Here is a 16,418-nt window from a genome sequence, read left to right as displayed (position 1 = left end):
CTTTGGACCTAGTATGTTACAAAGGAGGATACCCTAATAGATAGAGCCGACTTTCTGCGCGAATCCATTGATTATTTGCATCGGTTCATGATGAAGAATCTTCAGAAGCATGCCGAGCAGCATGGCGTCACCGTTCCGCAGACGCGAGTCATCGCCGAAGTGCTGTTCCATCAATCCATAAGCATCAAGCAGCTTACGCAAAATCTTAGAATGACGCAGAGCACCGTATCGGATATCGTGGAACGATTAACCGCAAGAGGCTTGCTTATGAAGACGCCTGATCCGAACGACAAGCGTTCCGTTCAAATTTCCCTAACGGATAAAACAATCAAGGATATTCGCGAATTATCGCCGGAGCCGCTGAATCAGTACGTGAGGGATGTCTTGAGCTCGTTGCAGCCTGCCGAGCAGGAGATCGTGGAGCAGGGCATGCTGCTGTTCGTAACGGCCGTGAAGGAGAAATTGAAAGCCGAAGGCGCAGGCAGCGACGACTATTTCGATATTGTGTTTTGGCCGAAAGAAAGCACGACAGATACAGAGACAGAGAAATAACGGTTTTGCATGGAGCAGGAGGAGATTGTCATCGCTAAATATTTATACAGGCTGGGGCTCTGGGCAGCCAAGAGCCGCAAGAAAGTACTGCTCGGCACGTTGGTCGTTCTGATCGCGCTCGGAATCGCCGCTTTAAGTTTAGGGCCTTCCTTCAGCAGCGAACTAACCATCCCGAATACGCCCGCGGATAAGGCGGGCAAAGTGATCGGCGAAGCGTTTGGCGCGGCAGCGAATCCAAGCGCCAAGATCCAAGTCGTATTCAAAGCGCCAGAAGGCAAAACCTTGGAGTCCGCGGAACTGCAGACGGTCATTACCGATACGCTTGACGCCATCGGACAAGATTCCGGCGTCGCCGGCGTGACCAATCCGATGCAGTTGAAGAACTTGAGCGCGGATAAACGGATCGGCTATGGAGAGGTTTCTTTCAAGACCGCCGCCGGCGAAGTTACGGAAGCAACGAAGGAAACGATTAAGCATCAAGTGGACATCGCCAGGAATGCCGGACTCCAAACGGAAACGAGAGGAGACGTCGAGCTTTCGAAAGGGGGCGAGTTTCCGGTTGAAGTCATCGGGATCATTGCCGCTTTCATTATTCTCGCCATCACGTTCGCTTCGTTCCTTGCGGCGGGTTTGCCGATCCTCTCGGCTTTGATCGGACTCGGCGGCGGGATGCTCGGCATCGTGCTTTGCTCGACGTTTATCGAGATTCAGAGCGTTTGCCTCTCCTTGGCGGCCATGCTCGGTTTGGCCGTGGGCATCGATTACGCGCTCTTCATGATCACCCGGTTCAAGCAGCAGCTTGCCAAAGGCTTCTCGGTGCAAGAATCCGTCGCCATCGCGAATGGGACGGCCGGAAGCGCCGTTCTGTTCGCGGGCGTTACCGTTGTCATTGGTCTGCTGGGACTATCGGTTGCCCGGATTCCATTCTTAACGATGATGGGGATTTCCTCTGCGTTCTGCGTCATTACGACCGTTCTGTTGACGATCGTCGTCCTGCCTGCGATTCTGGGCTGGATGGGACATAAGCTGACGCCCGAGCGGGAAAATAAACTGTTCAAGAAGTCGAAAGCCAACAAGCAGAAGGCCTCTTCGAGCAAATGGGGGCTGTTCGTCACCAAACGTCCGCTGTTCGCTTCATTCGCATCCATTATTCTGCTCGCAGTCATCGCCATTCCTTTCTTCCATATCAATTTGGGACTGCCTTCCGACGGAACGACCAAGGCCAAGGATACGACGGAGCGCAAAGCGTACGATTTGCTGACAGAAGGTTACGGCGTAGGCTTTAACGCTTCCTTGATCATCGGTGCGCAAGTAGACAAGCCGGCGGAGGATTCTTCGCAAGCGATTGCCAAGATCCAGGCGGAGATCGGCAAGCTTCCCGGCGTGCAGAGCGTAACGCCGGCTATTCCGGCTCCTTCGGGCAAGCTGTATCTGATGACGGTCATGCCTCAGACTGGACCCGACGATACGAAGACGAAGGATCTGGTCAAGGAGATCCGGAATTTCTCTAACGAGACGGAACAATCCGATCATATTCAGCTGCTCGTCACCGGCACGACGGCGATGAACATCGATATCGCCCAGAAGCTGAACGATGCGCTGCCGGTGTTCGCCGCGCTCATCGTGGTGCTCGCTTATATCATTCTCGTGCTCGTATTCCGTTCGTTATTCATTCCGTTGAAAGCCGTATTGGGCTTCTTGCTTTCATTGGGAGCGACGCTCGGTTTCGTCGTATTCGTTGTCCAAGACGGCCATTTGCTGAACGTATTCGGTTTCCCGGCATCGGGTCCGATCCTGGCGTTCTTGCCCGTCATCTTAATCGGGATTTTGTTCGGACTTGCGATGGACTACGAAATCTTCCTCGTCAGCAAAATGAGGGAAGTGTACGCCCATACCGGCGATCCTCGCAAAGCGATCCTGGACGGCGTGCGGGACAGCGGCAAAGTCGTGACGTCCGCAGGGTTGATCATGATTTCCGTCTTCTTCGGCTTCATGCTCGCTCCCGATGCGATGATCAAGTCCATCGGCCTCGCGCTCGCGTTCGGAGTCTTGTTCGATGCCTTCGTCGTGCGGATGACGCTTGTGCCGGCGGTGATGTCGCTGATGGGTAAATCCGCATGGTATTTGCCGAAATGGCTGGACCGCATCCTGCCTAACATCGATGTCGAGGGCGAGAGCATCATGGAGGAAATCGGGAAGAAGAAGAACAAGAAAATCGCTTAAGAACCTGTTGCAAACGGAAGCCGCAATCCTGCGTGGGATTGCGGTTTTTTGGTGTGTGTGGAGGAGAGGGACATGATCGGATGAAGGGGCTGCGTGCATGAAGTAACGAGTCGAGTCGATAAAATCGGCTCATTCAAGTTGAATTATCGGATTATTAGTAGTAGAGTCGTCTACGAGGATGATAGTTTACGAGACATTGGATGGTGTTGAGAGATGATGCAAGACGATCAGAAGATTTTCTCGAACGAAGTCATGGCTGTTTTGAAAGCGGTTGCCGACCGCTTGGTACCGGAGGACGCTTGGCCGTCGGCAAGCCAAGCGGGCGTATTGACGTACTTAGAACGTTATGCCCAAGAGGATCCTGCTGCTTGGACGACAATCTTAGCTCCCGGACTGCATGCATTGGATGCGGAAGCGACAGCTCGCCACGGGCGATCGTTTGCCGAATTGACGGCGGACGAGCAGGATCTTCTGCTTCGGGATGTCCAGCATGAAATCGTTCGGGACTGGCCCGTTTCGCCGAAGCCGTTCTTCGATCATTTGTTAAGCGCTGTCATCGACGGCTACTATGGAACGCCCGAAGCAGGCGGCAATCGCGGGGCCAAGTCGTGGGAGATGATCGGCTTCCGTCCGGGACCGTTTCCGGATAACCAAGCGCCGATCGAAGAAACCGAATTGCCGCAGCGGTCATTGGACCAGCTGAAGGACCGTTACGATGCGATCGTCATAGGAGCGGGAGCCGGCGGTTCGGTCGCTGCGGCGACGCTCGCCGAATCCGGACTCAGCGTGCTCGTCATCGAACGCGGCAGCTGGCTTCGCTATAACGAGGTTGGCCGCGATCACCTGCGCAATCATCGTTTGAGCAAATACGGTCATAACACCGGGCCATCGCTAACCGGCAACGCCCGGACGATTCTATTGCCAGGCGGGGAAGAGCGAATTACCGCGCCCCATGACGGCGACTATCATAATAACGCCATGACGGTCGGCGGCGGGACTCGCGTGTACGGGGCGCAGGCTTGGCGGTTCCACCCGGAAGACTTCCGCATGGCGACTCGATACGGCATTCCGGACGGGAGCTCGCTTAGCGACTGGCCGATAAGCTATCAGGATCTTGCGCCGTATTACGAGCGGGCCGAATGGGAAGTCGGCGTCTCCGGCGATGGGCATGCTCACCCCGGACGGGGGAAGCGGGATCGTCCTTATCCGATGCCGCCGCTGCTCGGAACGAAGGAATCGGAACGATTGGCTCAAGGTGCGGCGAAGCTGGGATGGGAAGCAGGGCCAGTGCCGCTGCTCATTAATTCCGTCGAGCGCGACGGCCGGCCGGCTTGCGCGCGATGCGGTCAGTGCGTCGGCTTCGCATGTCCGACCAACAGCAAGAATGGCGGCCAGAACACGATGCTCGTAAGAGCGCTTGCTTCCGGCAACTGCGATTTGATCTGCGATGCCATCGTGGAGCGTATCGATACAGAAGGGGGCCGGCATGCCACCGGCGTTCATCTTGTGCAGGAAAGAGACGGAGCGATCCAACGCCGTCAGGTGCGGGCAGGTCATGTGGTGGTTGCCGCCGGAGCGATCGAAAGTGCGCGCTTGCTGCTTAACTCGGCATCCGATGCGGAGCCGAACGGTATCGGTAACCGGTTCGGCCAGGTTGGACGGAATCTGCAGGGCCATGTCTACGCCGGCGCCTACGGCGTCTTCGATGAGCCGATTCATGACAGCAGCGGCCCGGGGGTAAGCATCGCCACATTGCGCTTCGACCATAACAGCGAATCCGGGATTATCGGGGGAGGCTTGCTGGCCAACGATTTCACCAGGCTGCCGCTCGTTCATTGGTATCGCGCGCTTGCGCCGGATGCGGCAAGGTGGGGGAGCGCAGGCAAGGAAACGATGCGCGATTCCTATCTGCGGACAAGCCAAATTCAAGGACCGATCCAAGAGATTCCGAACGCCGATTCCCGGGTACGGCTATCGGCGACGGTCAAGGACCGCTTCGGCATTCCGGTTGCCGCGCTCTCGGGGAACGTGCATCCGGAGTCGCTGCGGTCTTCGGCCCTGTTGGCGGAACAGGCAGAGAAGTGGCTGTGGGCATCGGGAGCGCGCCATGTATGGCGCACTCGCGCAGGCAACGGGCTAAGCGGCGGGCAGCATCAATCGGGTACGCTGCGCATGGGCAACGACCCTGAGACGTCGGTCACCGATCCGACGGGCCGTATTCACGGCTACGACAACCTCTGGGTAAGCGACGGCTCCGTGCATGTAACGAACGGCGGCGTTAACCCGGTGCTGACCATCCTTGCCCTAGCCTTCCGTACAGCGGATAACTTGGTGAAACAAGGGTAAGCCGCACGGCTTCTAACCCCATAAGGATCGAGTTCCTGTCGCAAGCCACGGACAAGAACTTGATCCTGTTTTTCTATTGCAGCGGGAGCTGCTTTAACTGTTCCAGACTTGCAGCTTGATCCGAACGTACAGCTTGTTCCGGATTGGCCCGTTGGATTCCGGGCCTCATGAATGGATACCGCCTTCGCCCAGCTGCGGCAGCAGGTACGCATGAACGATTTCGCCGACCAGCACCATCTTGATCCCGTCGCTTCTCCGCAGCGTGACCGTCCATTGGGTAATCTCCTCAACCATGCCCGTCAGCCAATCCCCGTCATCGGTTTGAATCGTGACGAGCTGGCAGGAGAGCTTCGCTTGCAATAAATAGGATTGCATCGTCATCGGACCTCCACTTGTCACCGCGCATTTGGACCGCGATCAACGGCAACGGCAACAGGTATACCATTCGGACGGAACGCCGCTTAAGGGACGGGCGAGCTATAATTTTACCGCTAGCGGCTATACCAGTTCACGGGCGAATATAATGTTGACAAGACACCGAATAGTGTCATATGATAATCGCGTCACCGAATGGTGTCTGATTAGCAAGTCAACGGAGTAGCGTAGGAGAGAGTGCTGTGACAGAGAACAACCAGCTTAGGGATGTGTTCGACGCGATCGCAGATCCAACCAGGCGCCAATTGATTCGTCTGTTAGCCGAGGCAGAGGAGATACCGCTTCATGAATTGACGGTACAGTTTCCGATGGGCCGTACGGCCGTTTCTAAGCATTTGACCATTCTTAAAGAAGCCGGACTGGTCATGGACCGGAAAGTCGGCAGGGAGACGCGATTCAGGCTGAACGCTTCACCGCTCAGAGAAGTGCAGGATTGGGCGGCCTCTTACAGTAAGTTCTGGCAGTCGAATAGGCTTCGTATAAACCAGTAGCTGGCGGCGGAAGAAGAATGAGCTGATCTGTATCGATGGATCAGCCTGACCAGGCGCTGGCATGACAGAATAGAAATTATGAGGATCGGAAGGATGCTGTGCATGAGCGAATCGAATCAGGAGTATATCGTTATCTCGGGTGCCAGGGAGAACAATCTCAAGAACGTGTCTTTACGCATTCCCAAGCGGAAGATCACGATCTTCACCGGGGTATCCGGATCCGGCAAGTCATCGATCGTCTTCGATACGATCGCTGCCGAATCCCAGCGTTTGCTGAACGAGAATTTCAGCATGTTCGTCCGCACGTTTCTTCCGCGCGTTCCGCAGCCGGAGGCTGATGCGCTCGAGAATTTGAGCATGGCCGTCATCGTGGATCAGAAGCGGCTCGGCGGCGGCTCGCATTCCACGCTGGGCACGATTACCGATATTTCGCCGATTCTCCGACTGCTCTTCTCCCGCGTGGGACAGCCCTATGTCGGAACGGCCAATATGTTCTCGTTCAACGATCCGCTCGGCATGTGTCCGGATTGCAGCGGGATCGGCCGCAGTCTGGGCATCGATATGAGCAAAGCGGTCGATATGTCCAAGTCCTTGAACGAAGGAGCAATCATGCTGCCGGATTACAAGGTGGACAGCATGGACTGGACGATCATCATGCAGGCGGACTCCTTCGATGCCGACAAGAAGCTTTCCGATTATTCGCAAGCGGAATTGGACCAGCTGCTGTATGGCAAAGCGCGGAAGGTCGAGATGCCGTTCGGCGGCAAAGTGATCCATATTACCGTAGAAGGCGTCATCGAGAAGTTCACCAATAAATATATCAAGCGGGACTTGAAGACGATGTCCGAGCGTACGCAGCGCACGGTTGCGCCATATATCTCGGAGGGACCTTGCTTCAGCTGCCATGGCGCGAGGCTCAGTCAGGCCGCGCTCGGCTGCAGAATCAACGGACACAACATTGCGGAGCTGTCCGCCATGGAAGTCGGCCGGCTCATCCGCGTCGTACGTGAAATCGACCATGCCGTCGCGGCACCCGTCATCAAGTCGCTGACCGAACGACTGCAGCATCTGGTCGACATCGGACTGGACTACTTGACGCTGGATCGCGAGACGGATACATTGTCCGGCGGGGAATCGCAGCGCGTGAAGATGGTGAAGCACTTAAGCGGCAGTTTGGTCGATGTCACGTACATCTTCGACGAACCAAGCGTTGGCTTGCATCCCCGTGACGTGCATCGGCTGAACGAACTGCTCCAGAAGCTTCGGGATAAAGGCAATACCGTCATCGTCGTCGAGCATGATTCCGATGTCATCAAAGTGGCGGATCATATCGTCGACGTCGGGCCTCATGCCGGAAGCCGCGGCGGTACCATCGTGTATGAAGGAAGCTTCGAAGGCCTGCTGGAGTCCGGCACGCTGACCGGCAATTATATGAAACGTCCGCTGCAGCTGAAGCAGGCGTGCAGGCAGCCTTCGGGCAAGCTGTCCGTCAAGAACGCCACCTTGCACAACCTGCAGAACGTGAGCGCGGATATTCCGACCGGCGTGCTGACCGTCGTTACGGGCGTTGCCGGCTCGGGCAAGAGCACGCTGATCAACGATATCTTCCTCGGCCAGCATTCGGATGCGATCGTCATCGACCAATCGGCTGTAGGCGTATCCACGCGTTCGAATCCCGCCACCTATACGGGCATTATGGACGATGTCCGCAAGGCGTTTGCTGCCGCGAATAAGGTCAATCAAGGCTTGTTCAGCTTCAACTCCAAGGGAGCCTGCGAGAACTGCCAAGGGTTGGGCGTCGTCTATACGGACCTCGCATTCCTCGACAGCGTGAAGCTGCCATGCGAAGCGTGCGGAGGCAAACGGTTCAAGGAAGAGGTGCTCGCGTACAAGCTGGACGGCAAGACGATCGCGGACGTGCTGGAGATGACGGTCGAGCGGGCATTGGAATTTTTCCAAATCAAAGAAGTGGTCCGCAAGCTTCAGGCGATGAGCGACGTGGGACTGAATTATATTACGCTCGGCCAGCCGCTCAGCACGCTCTCGGGCGGGGAATGCCAGCGCATCAAACTCGCGAGCGAACTGCATAAGAAGGGCAGCATCTATGTCATGGACGAGCCGACGACCGGTCTGCATATGTCGGATATCGGCCACCTGCTCGAGATCATGAACCGCCTCGTGGATGCCGGCAACACGGTCATCGTCATCGAGCATAATCTCGACGTGATCAGCCAGGCGGATTGGATCATCGATATGGGGCCGGACGGAGGCAGCAGAGGCGGCCAAGTCGTGTTCGAAGGCCCGCCATCTCAGATCATCAACGCCGATCGGTCGATCACGGGAAAGTACTTGTCTTAAATCATTACATTGGCGAGAGGAGGAATCTTGGTGACAACGAGCAACAGCAGAACGAATCCGAAGGTTGACGGATTTATGCGGAAAGCCAAGAAGTGGAAGGCGGAATTCGAGCAGCTGAGAGCGATCGTTCTCGATTGCGATCTGACGGAAGAAATCAAGTGGATGCATCCCTGTTACACGTTGGATGACAAGAACATCGTATTGATCCACGGATTCAAAGAATACTGCGCCCTGCTGTTTCACAAAGGCGTCTTGCTGCGCGATCCGCACGGCATTCTGATCCAGCAAACGGAGAACGTGCAAGCGGCGCGCCAGATCCGGTTCACCAGCTTGCAGCAAATCATCGATATGGAAAGCACCTTGAAAGCCTATATCTATGAAGCCATCGAGATCGAGAAGTCCGGCAAGGAAGTTCCTATGAAGAAGCATGAAGAATATCCGATACCGGAAGAATTTCAACAAGTCTGCGCAGAGAACGATGCCTTGAAAGCGGCTTTCGAAGCATTGACGCCGGGCCGCCAGCGCGGCTATCTGCTCTATTTCTCAACGCCCAAACAATCGAAAACCCGAGTGGCGCGCGTAGAGAAATATATACAGCACATTCTCGACGGCAAAGGATTAGACGACTAAGGCGTGCATGCGGCTTTAGTAGCGCAGGTAAATGGTTTCGCGATCAACCTCAAACCATCGTCCGAACTGGACGATGGTTTTTTTGGACGCTTCCAAGGCCGCGGAGCCCGGGAGGTTTGAAAATGCCGAATAGTGAAAAGTAATTTGTTGACAAAACAGGCAGAGACACTTAACATGATCTATGCCGTTTCGCTCCCCCTATAAATTGGGAACGTTACCAAAACTTTATTTTCGAAAGAGCTGATCACGATGCTTTCAGAAGAATTAAAGCATGTATTACGGCAGCGTCACGTATCCGAAGACGAGGTTGTATACAGCATGCTGTGCGACCGTACGACCGACGGCGAGTTGTTGGATACCTATCTGATCTTGACCGGTCAACAGCTCGTCATTGCAACAAGCTTAGAAGAACCTGCGCAAGAGAAAACGTATAAAGGATACGGGGGGCAAGCGGGCTCGACCTCCGCTCGGCCGAAGTCCAGAACCGCGGACAGCTGGTCGGTAGAGGCGATTGATTTGGACAAAATTGAATCCGTTTTCATCGTGAATCTGGTTGCGTCCGGGATGGTCGTCATTAAAGAACGAGAGGAACGCGTCATTGCCGCTTTCACCAACGGGGAGATGGGGAGGGCATCCAAGTTAGCCTCGGCCTTCACGAAGATGAAGAAACAGGAATCGCTAGAAGAGCTGAACTTGAACGAGGATCGCGAGCAGGCGACATGTCCGAAGTGCGGGATGATCTATCCCGAAGAGGGCAGGCAGATCTGCCCGAAGTGCATGAAGAAGCATGCGATCTTCACCCGGCTGCTTTCGTTTGCCGGACAGTACAAGAAGTCGATCATCCTCATTATCGTCTTCATGCTCCTTAATTCGGGAACAGGACTTGTCATCCCTTATTTGCAAGGATCCGTCCTTATTGATCAAGGGCTTGGCGGCAAAGGGACGTTCGCCCATCAAATCGGCTGGATCGTGACGCTCATCATCGGATTCCGGACACTGTCGCTCTTGTTCGGCGTGCTCTATGGCGTCATCAACGCGAAGATGTCGGCGAATATCGCGTTCGATCTGAAGACGAGCGTATTCTCCGCCATGCAGCGGCTGTCCCTCAGCTTCTTCCAGCGCAAGCAGACCGGCCAGCTGATGACCCGGGTAAACAACGACGCGACGGAGCTGCAATATTTCTTCGTGGACGGGATGTCCTACTTCGTCGTCAATGCGATGAACATTATCGGCATCACGGCGATCCTCCTCGTATTGGACTGGAAGCTGACCCTGCTCTGCTTTATTCCGCTGCCGATCGTCGTCGTCCTGGTTCGCAAAGCATTTCCTAGACTGTGGCGGCTGTCATGGCGAAGGCACCGGACGATCAGCCGGATGAACGCGATTATCAGCGACACCATCCGGGGTACCAGGGTCGTCAAGGCGTTCGGCAAAGAACAGAAGGAAATCGACCGTTTCCATACGTCCAACATGGCCTATTCCAATGCGGATCAGTCGTTTAACAAGTTCGGCGGCACGATGTTTCCGGTACTGAATATTTTGACGCAAACCGGCGGCATTCTGATCTGGGCATGCGGCGGATGGATGGTCATGGGCGGGAGTATCTCGTTCGGCAAGGTGCTGACCTTCGTCAGCTATATGCACATGCTCTACGGGCCGATCCAGTTCATGAACAATATCGTGGGCTGGTGGTCGTATTGCATGGCGGCCGCGCAGCGCATCTTCGAAATTCAGGATACGGTGCCGGACGTGACGGAGAAGGCGGATGCCATTCACCTGGACCACATCAAGGGAGACATCGAAGTATCCAACATCGTGTTCGGGTACGAGCCGAATAAAGCCATCCTCAAACAGGTGTCGATGCGCGCGAAGCCCGGCCAAATGATCGGCGTCGTCGGACACTCCGGCGCGGGCAAATCGACGCTGGTCAATATCATCTCGCGCTTGTACGACGTTTCCGAAGGCGAGGTTCGGATCGACGGCATCAATATCAAGGATCTTACTTCGGCATCCTTGCGCAATAACATCGGGATCGTCTCGCAGGATGTCTATGTATTCTCCGGCAGCATCGCCGAGAACATCGCCTATGCGAATCCGGAGTGCAGCGTCGATGACATCATCTATGCCGCGAATATCGCCCATGCGCATGATTTCATCGAGAAGCTTCCGGATGGCTACGACACGATCGTCGGCACCGGCGGGCATAGTCTCTCCGGAGGCGAGAAGCAGCGGCTCTCTATCGCGCGGGCAGTTCTGCACAATCCGCGTATCCTTATCCTGGATGAAGCGACGGCTTCGCTGGATACCGAGACGGAGCTGCAAATTCAAGCGGCGCTCGATTCCCTGATCCGAGGCCGGACGACCATCGCCATCGCGCATCGGCTATCGACGCTCCGCAACGCGGATTATCTCATCGTGATGGACAACGGCAAAGTGGTGGAGAACGGCACGCACGAAGAGCTTATGAACCAAGAAGGCGCGTATTTCAGCCTCGTGAAGAAGCATGACGAGGCGCTCAAAATGAATGAGGTGATCTCAGCGTGACAATCCAGCATGCAGCTTCCTCCGATGCAATGGAGAAACTGACAGATACCGCGAAGCCGACCTCCGATCTGTCGGATGCGGCGAATATCAATTACTTAACGCGTTCCAACGCCGTCTTCGCGAAGACGGCAGGTCAAATGCTCGCCGTCACCGTGGATGGCGCGGAGCATCCGGCCGTATACGTCCATTGCTCATTCCCGCATACGAACAAGCGCATCTATCTGTCGGTGCGAAACATCGAGAACAAGGAAATCGGCATGATCCGCTCGTTGGACGATTTTCCCGAGGAAACGGCGAAGCTCTTGGAGGAACAGGTGCGCATCCGTTATTTTGCTCCCGAGATTACCAAGGTGCTCCGGGTCAAAGAAGAGTTCGGCTATGCGTATTGGGAGACGGAGACGACGGCAGGCTTATGCCGGTTTACGGTTCGCGGAGGCGGCGGCAATACGAAGCTGATCACAGCGACCCGCCTGCTGGTCACGGACGTGGACGGCAATAGATTCGTGATCCCGGACCTCAGCAGCTTAAGCGACAAGGAATACCGGATGGTCGAAATGTGCATGTAAGCAAGGCAGCGCTTGCTAAAAGGGGAGAAGGCTGAAATGAATCTCAATTTCAAGCTTGCCGAGCAGGATCTCATAGCTGCAAAGCAGGCCATCGGGCAAACCGTTCTTTATTGCGTGCCTGCCGATTTGTCGCTGACCGGGCGGAGGATGTCGGGATACCTGGTCATCGGGGAAGAGAAATGGGCCTATATCGAGAACGGCAGCGTCAAGGAACAGCATGACATCGGGGAAGCGACCAACTATAAAATCCTTCCGCTCATCGGCAATGCGGTGCTGGAAGCCGAAGTGAACCAGACCAAACGGATCATCGTCCGCGTTACGATGCAGCATGCGGCGAGGTACGGCTTCATCGCGCAGATTCTGAACGACATGTCGGCCAAGCGGCCGATTCGCATCTTCAATACCGAAGAAGAACGAATCTGCGCCAAGTGCGGCGGCCCGCTCATTCGCGGCACCCGGGTGTGTCCGGTCTGCATGAACAAATCCGCGGCGATCAAGCGGCTCTTCGCGGTATCGCGCGCGCACTGGAAGACGCTCGCGCTCGGTCTCCTCGTATTGTTCGCTACTTCGGGGATTACGCTCGCTGGACCGTACTTCCAGAAGCTGCTGGTCAACTCCGCCCTGCAGCCGATCGACGGGCAGAGCGCGGACAAAGCCATGTTCTTCCTTGGCATTGCAGGCATGCTGGCCGTACTGGTGTTCGGAGAGGTGCTGAACATTTCGAAGAACCGCATCATGGCCGGCGTGAGCTCGGGCATCGCGGCGGATTTGCGGAAGATGGTGTTCGACAAGACGCAGCAGCTGTCGCTCGGATTTCTGACTTCGCAGCGGGCCGGAGATATCATGAACCGGGTGACCTCCGATACCGACCGGATCCGGCAGCTCATTCAAGAGCTGTGCACGACCGCGATATTCCAGCTCATCATGCTGCTGAGCGCCAGTTACTTGCTCTTCCACGCGGATTGGCGTTTAGCGATCGTCGTTCTCATTCCAGCACCTATCGTGGCCTATCTCCATCGCTATATTTGGAAATCGGTGCTGTGGAAACTGTTCCACAAGCAATGGCGCGTATTCGATAAAGCGAATTCGTTCCTGCATGACGTGCTGAGCGGCATTCGAGTCGTGAAGGCGTTCGGGAAAGAAGAACGGGAAATCAAGAAATTCCGGGCGTACAACAGCGAATTTGCCGCAGCCACGGTGAACAGCGAGAAGCTGTTCAGCATTCTGTCGCCGATCACGAATTATCTGATCGAGCTTGGGCAATATTTCGTGTTGTTGATCGCGTGCAACTTAATTCTCGACAAGCAAATGAATATCGGCGAACTCATCCAATTCAGCTCTTATGCAGCTATGATCTTCGGACCGATCGCATGGTTAATGTTCATGCCGAGATGGGTAGCCAACGCCGTCATTTCCATCGATCGCGTCTTCTCGGTCATTGACGAGCAGCCGGAGGTGCTGGATAAGGAGAACAGCGGGAAGCTTACGATCGAGGGTCAGATCTCGTTCCGCAACGTTATCTTCGGTTATAAGACGTATGAACCCGTGCTCAAGGAAGTGAGCTTCGATGTCAAGCAAGGCGAGATGATCGGGCTTGTCGGTCATTCGGGCTCCGGGAAATCAACGCTCATCAATCTGATCTCCCGGTTCTACGACGTGACGGACGGCGAAATCCTGATCGACGACGTCGATATTCGGACGATTAAGCAAGCGGATCTCCGATCGCAAATCGGCGTCGTGCTGCAGGAGACATTCCTGTTCACGGGAACGATCATGGAGAACATCCGTTACGCCAAACCGGACGCGACCTATGAAGAGATCATCCAAGCCGCGCGGGTCGCCAATGCGCATCAGTTCATCATTAATTTCCCGGACGGATACGACACGATGCTCGACGAGAACGGCAACAACTTGTCCGGCGGCGAACGGCAGCGGCTGGCGATCGCGAGGGCGGTCCTGAACAACCCGCGCATTCTCATTCTGGATGAGGCGACGGCTTCGCTCGATATCGATACGGAGACGGCGATCCAAGAAGCGCTGCAGCGGGTAACGAAGAATCGCACGACCATTGCGATCGCCCACCGGCTGTCCACGCTTCGCCACGCCGATCGCCTGATCGTGCTGGAGAAAGGCGAAGTCGCCGAAGTCGGTACGCATATGGAGCTGCTCGAGAAGCAAGGCATTTATTATAACTTGATTCACGCGCAGCGCAATATGGCGAAGAAACAAGATCAGCAGGCTGCAGGGAAGAAGCAGCCTGATTCCGTGGGAATCACGGCATAAGGAACGATCACAAAGGGGACAGCCGACGTCGGCTGTCTCCTTTGTCGATTGAAGAGTCTTAAGGACTAAAGCGGACTGCTATTTCCCGATTAGCCTTTTCTCCTGCCAGCCGGCGGAATGCTTTGCGGATTATGAAACACATTACCCGGATCGTATTTCGCCTTCACTCGCCGCAATCGAGGATAGTTGGCGCCATAGTAGACCGGTCCGGAGTTTTGGATTCCTTGGTCAGGAACGTTAATATAGGAGCCCACAATATAAGGCTGCAGCTTTCGGCGCGTTTCGCGAGCGACGGCGATATTTTTGGCGGCATCGGATTTCTTGACCCAAGAGCTGTTCCACTCGACGTAAAATTTCGCTTTACGCCAGTAGAACGCCGTCGCTTTAGGGGCTACGCGGCTTACGGCTCCGCCCCAGTTGAGGAAGAAGAATCCCGCGAATTGGCCTTCAACCTGTTCTAGAAACTTGCGCATGGACTTAATGGCTTTATCGGGGAACGGATGCCGGCCGAAGCCGCTGGAGAATTGGTTGCTTTCCCTTTGCGTAAGGACAGGATCGGGAGGCAGCAGAAAATCCACGACTTTCGGGTAAGGCAGTAACCGAATGAGCTTGCTTGTCGTCGTTCCGATGCTCGTCATGGGCTTCAACAGGCGGAGGGCCTCCGTCTTCGATCCGAGGAAGAGTCCGTTCATGGTGACATTGCCGCCCTTCTTAGGGCCGATGGATAACTCGCTGCCGAGTCTGTCGTCAACGCAGGGCGCCCATCTCTGCCAAGCTTTCAGCACTTCCGGGAATTGCTCCCACGGCCAGGTGATCCGGTATACCGTTGCCTTCTCCGGAGCGGCATGGACCTTGAATTTGTACCTGGTGTATACGCCGAAGTTGCCGCCGCCGCCTCCTTTGGAAGCCCATAGGAGATCCGAGTTGCGTTTCTTGTTGGCGCGAATGACTCTGCCCTTCGCATCGACCATTTCGAGCGCGATCAGATTATCGCTGACGAGACCGACCGTCCTTTGAAGAGGTCCGATGCCTCCGCCGAGCGTGATGCCGCCGATCCCAACGGACGGGCTGTCGCCAAACGGAGCAATATAACCAAGCGGCGCAAGCGTTTTGGCGATTCTTCCCACCGTATTGCCTGATCCGACAATCGCGGTGCTTCTTTTTTTATTCAGCGTTATTTTCTTCATTTTGCTTACGTCAATGACAATGCCGCCATTGACCTGCGATAGATTGACCTCTAGGGAGTGCCTTCCGCTTCTCGGACGAACAGGGACGTTATTTTCGTTGGCCCAGCGGATGGCATTTGCCACGTCCTGCGTGCATTTCGCAAAAACAAACACTTTGGGGAATCTGTCAGTATGCGGGTCCCAATTCTTACGAGCAACATCGTATCCGGGATCACCTTTGAAAATAACCAGCCCGGTAAGTTTCGTCTTGGATTTCAACAAATCCCAACTCCCTTTGAGCGAGTAATGAAGCCTTCATCCTGCATGTGGAACGTTATATCGTATGAAGGGCTTCAGACTATGGAGTGGGCCATTCATAAAGCTGCAGCAAAAGAATTCGGGATTTTAAGATAATATTCGGCGTAAATGGAAACTTTTCTCAAATTCCTGCGTTAATACAATTGAAATGTCCTATTCAAACAAGGAGGCGGAACGTTGCTAAACGTCATTATCGTTGTCTTGACATTCCTAGTGTCAATGATGGTATCGATCATGATCATGCGGAATAGAGGTAGCAGATGGTCAGGTATGTTAGCGGCTATCGCGATCAACGTACTGGTCTTGGTGATCGCATACGTACAGCTCTACAATCACGATGAGAAATCGAGAAGGTTCGGCATTGACTATGAGAAGCGCTATACATTATTGCTGTCCATCCCGATATTGACGTATATGAATTTTAGTTGGCTTTCTATATCATCCAGAAGGAAAATGATAAACCAAAAGAACCGAGAAGCTTGAACGAGCAAGCTTTCTCGGTTGCT

12 protein-coding genes are annotated in these 16,418 nt (G+C 54.9%); 10 read left to right on the top strand and 2 right to left on the bottom strand.

Annotated elements, in window-relative coordinates; all coding sequences use genetic code 11:
• Positions 1 to 87: 87 nt before the first annotated feature.
• The 3 genes from GZH47_RS02475 to GZH47_RS02465 all read left to right on the top strand — a co-directional run bounded on the left by GZH47_RS02475 (position 88) and on the right by GZH47_RS02465 (position 5,121).
• Positions 88 to 552, top strand: a complete 465-nt coding sequence (locus GZH47_RS02475; RefSeq protein ID WP_162638379.1) for a MarR family winged helix-turn-helix transcriptional regulator — start codon at positions 88 to 90, stop codon at positions 550 to 552.
• A gap of 9 nt (positions 553 to 561) precedes the next feature.
• Positions 562 to 2,775 (top strand): MMPL family transporter, encoded by a 2,214-nt coding sequence (locus tag GZH47_RS02470; RefSeq protein ID WP_404823740.1) that lies wholly within the window; start codon positions 562 to 564, stop codon positions 2,773 to 2,775.
• Between the two features lie 213 nt (positions 2,776 to 2,988).
• A complete protein-coding gene (locus GZH47_RS02465; RefSeq protein ID WP_225446337.1) occupies positions 2,989 to 5,121 on the top strand; it encodes a GMC family oxidoreductase in 2,133 nt (710 codons plus the stop codon).
• 165 nt (positions 5,122 to 5,286) lie between these two features.
• Here the strand turns inward: GZH47_RS02465 and GZH47_RS02460 are convergent, their stop codons facing one another.
• A complete protein-coding gene (locus GZH47_RS02460; RefSeq protein WP_162638378.1) occupies positions 5,287 to 5,496 on the bottom strand; it encodes a hypothetical protein in 210 nt (69 codons plus the stop codon).
• Between the two features lie 242 nt (positions 5,497 to 5,738).
• On the opposite strand from GZH47_RS02460, the gene GZH47_RS02455 reads away from it, so the two are divergent.
• The 6 genes from GZH47_RS02455 to GZH47_RS02430 all read left to right on the top strand — a co-directional run bounded on the left by GZH47_RS02455 (position 5,739) and on the right by GZH47_RS02430 (position 14,428).
• A complete protein-coding gene (locus tag GZH47_RS02455; protein ID WP_162638377.1) occupies positions 5,739 to 6,047 on the top strand; it encodes an ArsR/SmtB family transcription factor in 309 nt (102 codons plus the stop codon).
• A 102-nt stretch (positions 6,048 to 6,149) separates the two neighbouring features.
• The gene (locus GZH47_RS02450; RefSeq protein WP_162638376.1) at positions 6,150 to 8,405 is read left to right on the top strand and encodes an ATP-binding cassette domain-containing protein; all 2,256 of its coding nucleotides are present in this window, start codon (positions 6,150 to 6,152) and stop codon (positions 8,403 to 8,405) included.
• 75 nt (positions 8,406 to 8,480) lie between these two features.
• Entirely contained in the window at positions 8,481 to 9,035 is a 555-nt protein-coding gene (locus GZH47_RS02445) for a YdeI/OmpD-associated family protein (RefSeq protein WP_162645035.1), read from the top strand.
• 249 nt (positions 9,036 to 9,284) lie between these two features.
• A complete protein-coding gene (locus GZH47_RS02440) occupies positions 9,285 to 11,579 on the top strand; it encodes an ABC transporter ATP-binding protein (protein ID WP_162638375.1) in 2,295 nt (764 codons plus the stop codon).
• The gene (locus tag GZH47_RS02435) at positions 11,576 to 12,145 is read left to right on the top strand and encodes a DUF1854 domain-containing protein (RefSeq protein WP_225446336.1); all 570 of its coding nucleotides are present in this window, start codon (positions 11,576 to 11,578) and stop codon (positions 12,143 to 12,145) included. Before GZH47_RS02440 ends, GZH47_RS02435 begins: the two co-directional genes overlap by 4 nt.
• A 36-nt stretch (positions 12,146 to 12,181) precedes the next feature.
• Positions 12,182 to 14,428 (top strand): ABC transporter ATP-binding protein, encoded by a 2,247-nt coding sequence (locus GZH47_RS02430; protein ID WP_162638374.1) that lies wholly within the window; start codon positions 12,182 to 12,184, stop codon positions 14,426 to 14,428.
• Positions 14,429 to 14,517: 89 nt separating this feature from the next.
• Here GZH47_RS02430 and GZH47_RS02425 read toward each other — a convergent pair whose 3' ends face one another.
• Positions 14,518 to 15,873 carry an FAD-binding oxidoreductase gene (locus tag GZH47_RS02425; protein ID WP_162638373.1) on the bottom strand — a complete coding sequence of 452 codons (1,356 nt, stop codon included), beginning with the start codon at positions 15,871 to 15,873 and terminating at the stop codon, positions 14,518 to 14,520.
• Positions 15,874 to 16,089: 216 nt separating this feature from the next.
• On the opposite strand from GZH47_RS02425, the gene GZH47_RS34580 reads away from it, so the two are divergent.
• Entirely contained in the window at positions 16,090 to 16,395 is a 306-nt protein-coding gene (locus GZH47_RS34580) for a DUF4231 domain-containing protein (RefSeq protein ID WP_404823739.1), read from the top strand.
• Positions 16,396 to 16,418 lie beyond the last annotated feature (23 nt).

Origin of the sequence: Paenibacillus rhizovicinus, assembly GCF_010365285.1 — a bacterium.
Lineage (GTDB): Bacteria > Bacillota > Bacilli > Paenibacillales > Paenibacillaceae > Paenibacillus_Z > Paenibacillus_Z rhizovicinus.
This window is presented reverse-complemented; position numbering and strand designations above follow the sequence as displayed.

What these genes read in the sequence shown, in the direction of transcription:
- GZH47_RS02475 (WP_162638379.1), top strand. Translation starts at nt 88, where the DNA reads ATGATGAAGAATCTTCAGAAGCATGCCGAGCAGCATGGCGTCACCGTT.
- GZH47_RS02470 (WP_404823740.1), top strand. Translation starts at nt 562, where the DNA reads ATGGAGCAGGAGGAGATTGTCATCGCTAAATATTTATACAGGCTGGGG.
- GZH47_RS02465 (WP_225446337.1), top strand. Translation starts at nt 2,989, where the DNA reads ATGATGCAAGACGATCAGAAGATTTTCTCGAACGAAGTCATGGCTGTT.
- GZH47_RS02460 (WP_162638378.1), bottom strand. Translation starts at nt 5,496, where the DNA reads ATGCAATCCTATTTATTGCAAGCGAAGCTCTCCTGCCAGCTCGTCACG.
- GZH47_RS02450 (WP_162638376.1), top strand. Translation starts at nt 6,150, where the DNA reads ATGAGCGAATCGAATCAGGAGTATATCGTTATCTCGGGTGCCAGGGAG.
- GZH47_RS02445 (WP_162645035.1), top strand. Translation starts at nt 8,481, where the DNA reads ATGCGGAAAGCCAAGAAGTGGAAGGCGGAATTCGAGCAGCTGAGAGCG.
- GZH47_RS02440 (WP_162638375.1), top strand. Translation starts at nt 9,285, where the DNA reads ATGCTTTCAGAAGAATTAAAGCATGTATTACGGCAGCGTCACGTATCC.
- GZH47_RS02430 (WP_162638374.1), top strand. Translation starts at nt 12,182, where the DNA reads ATGAATCTCAATTTCAAGCTTGCCGAGCAGGATCTCATAGCTGCAAAG.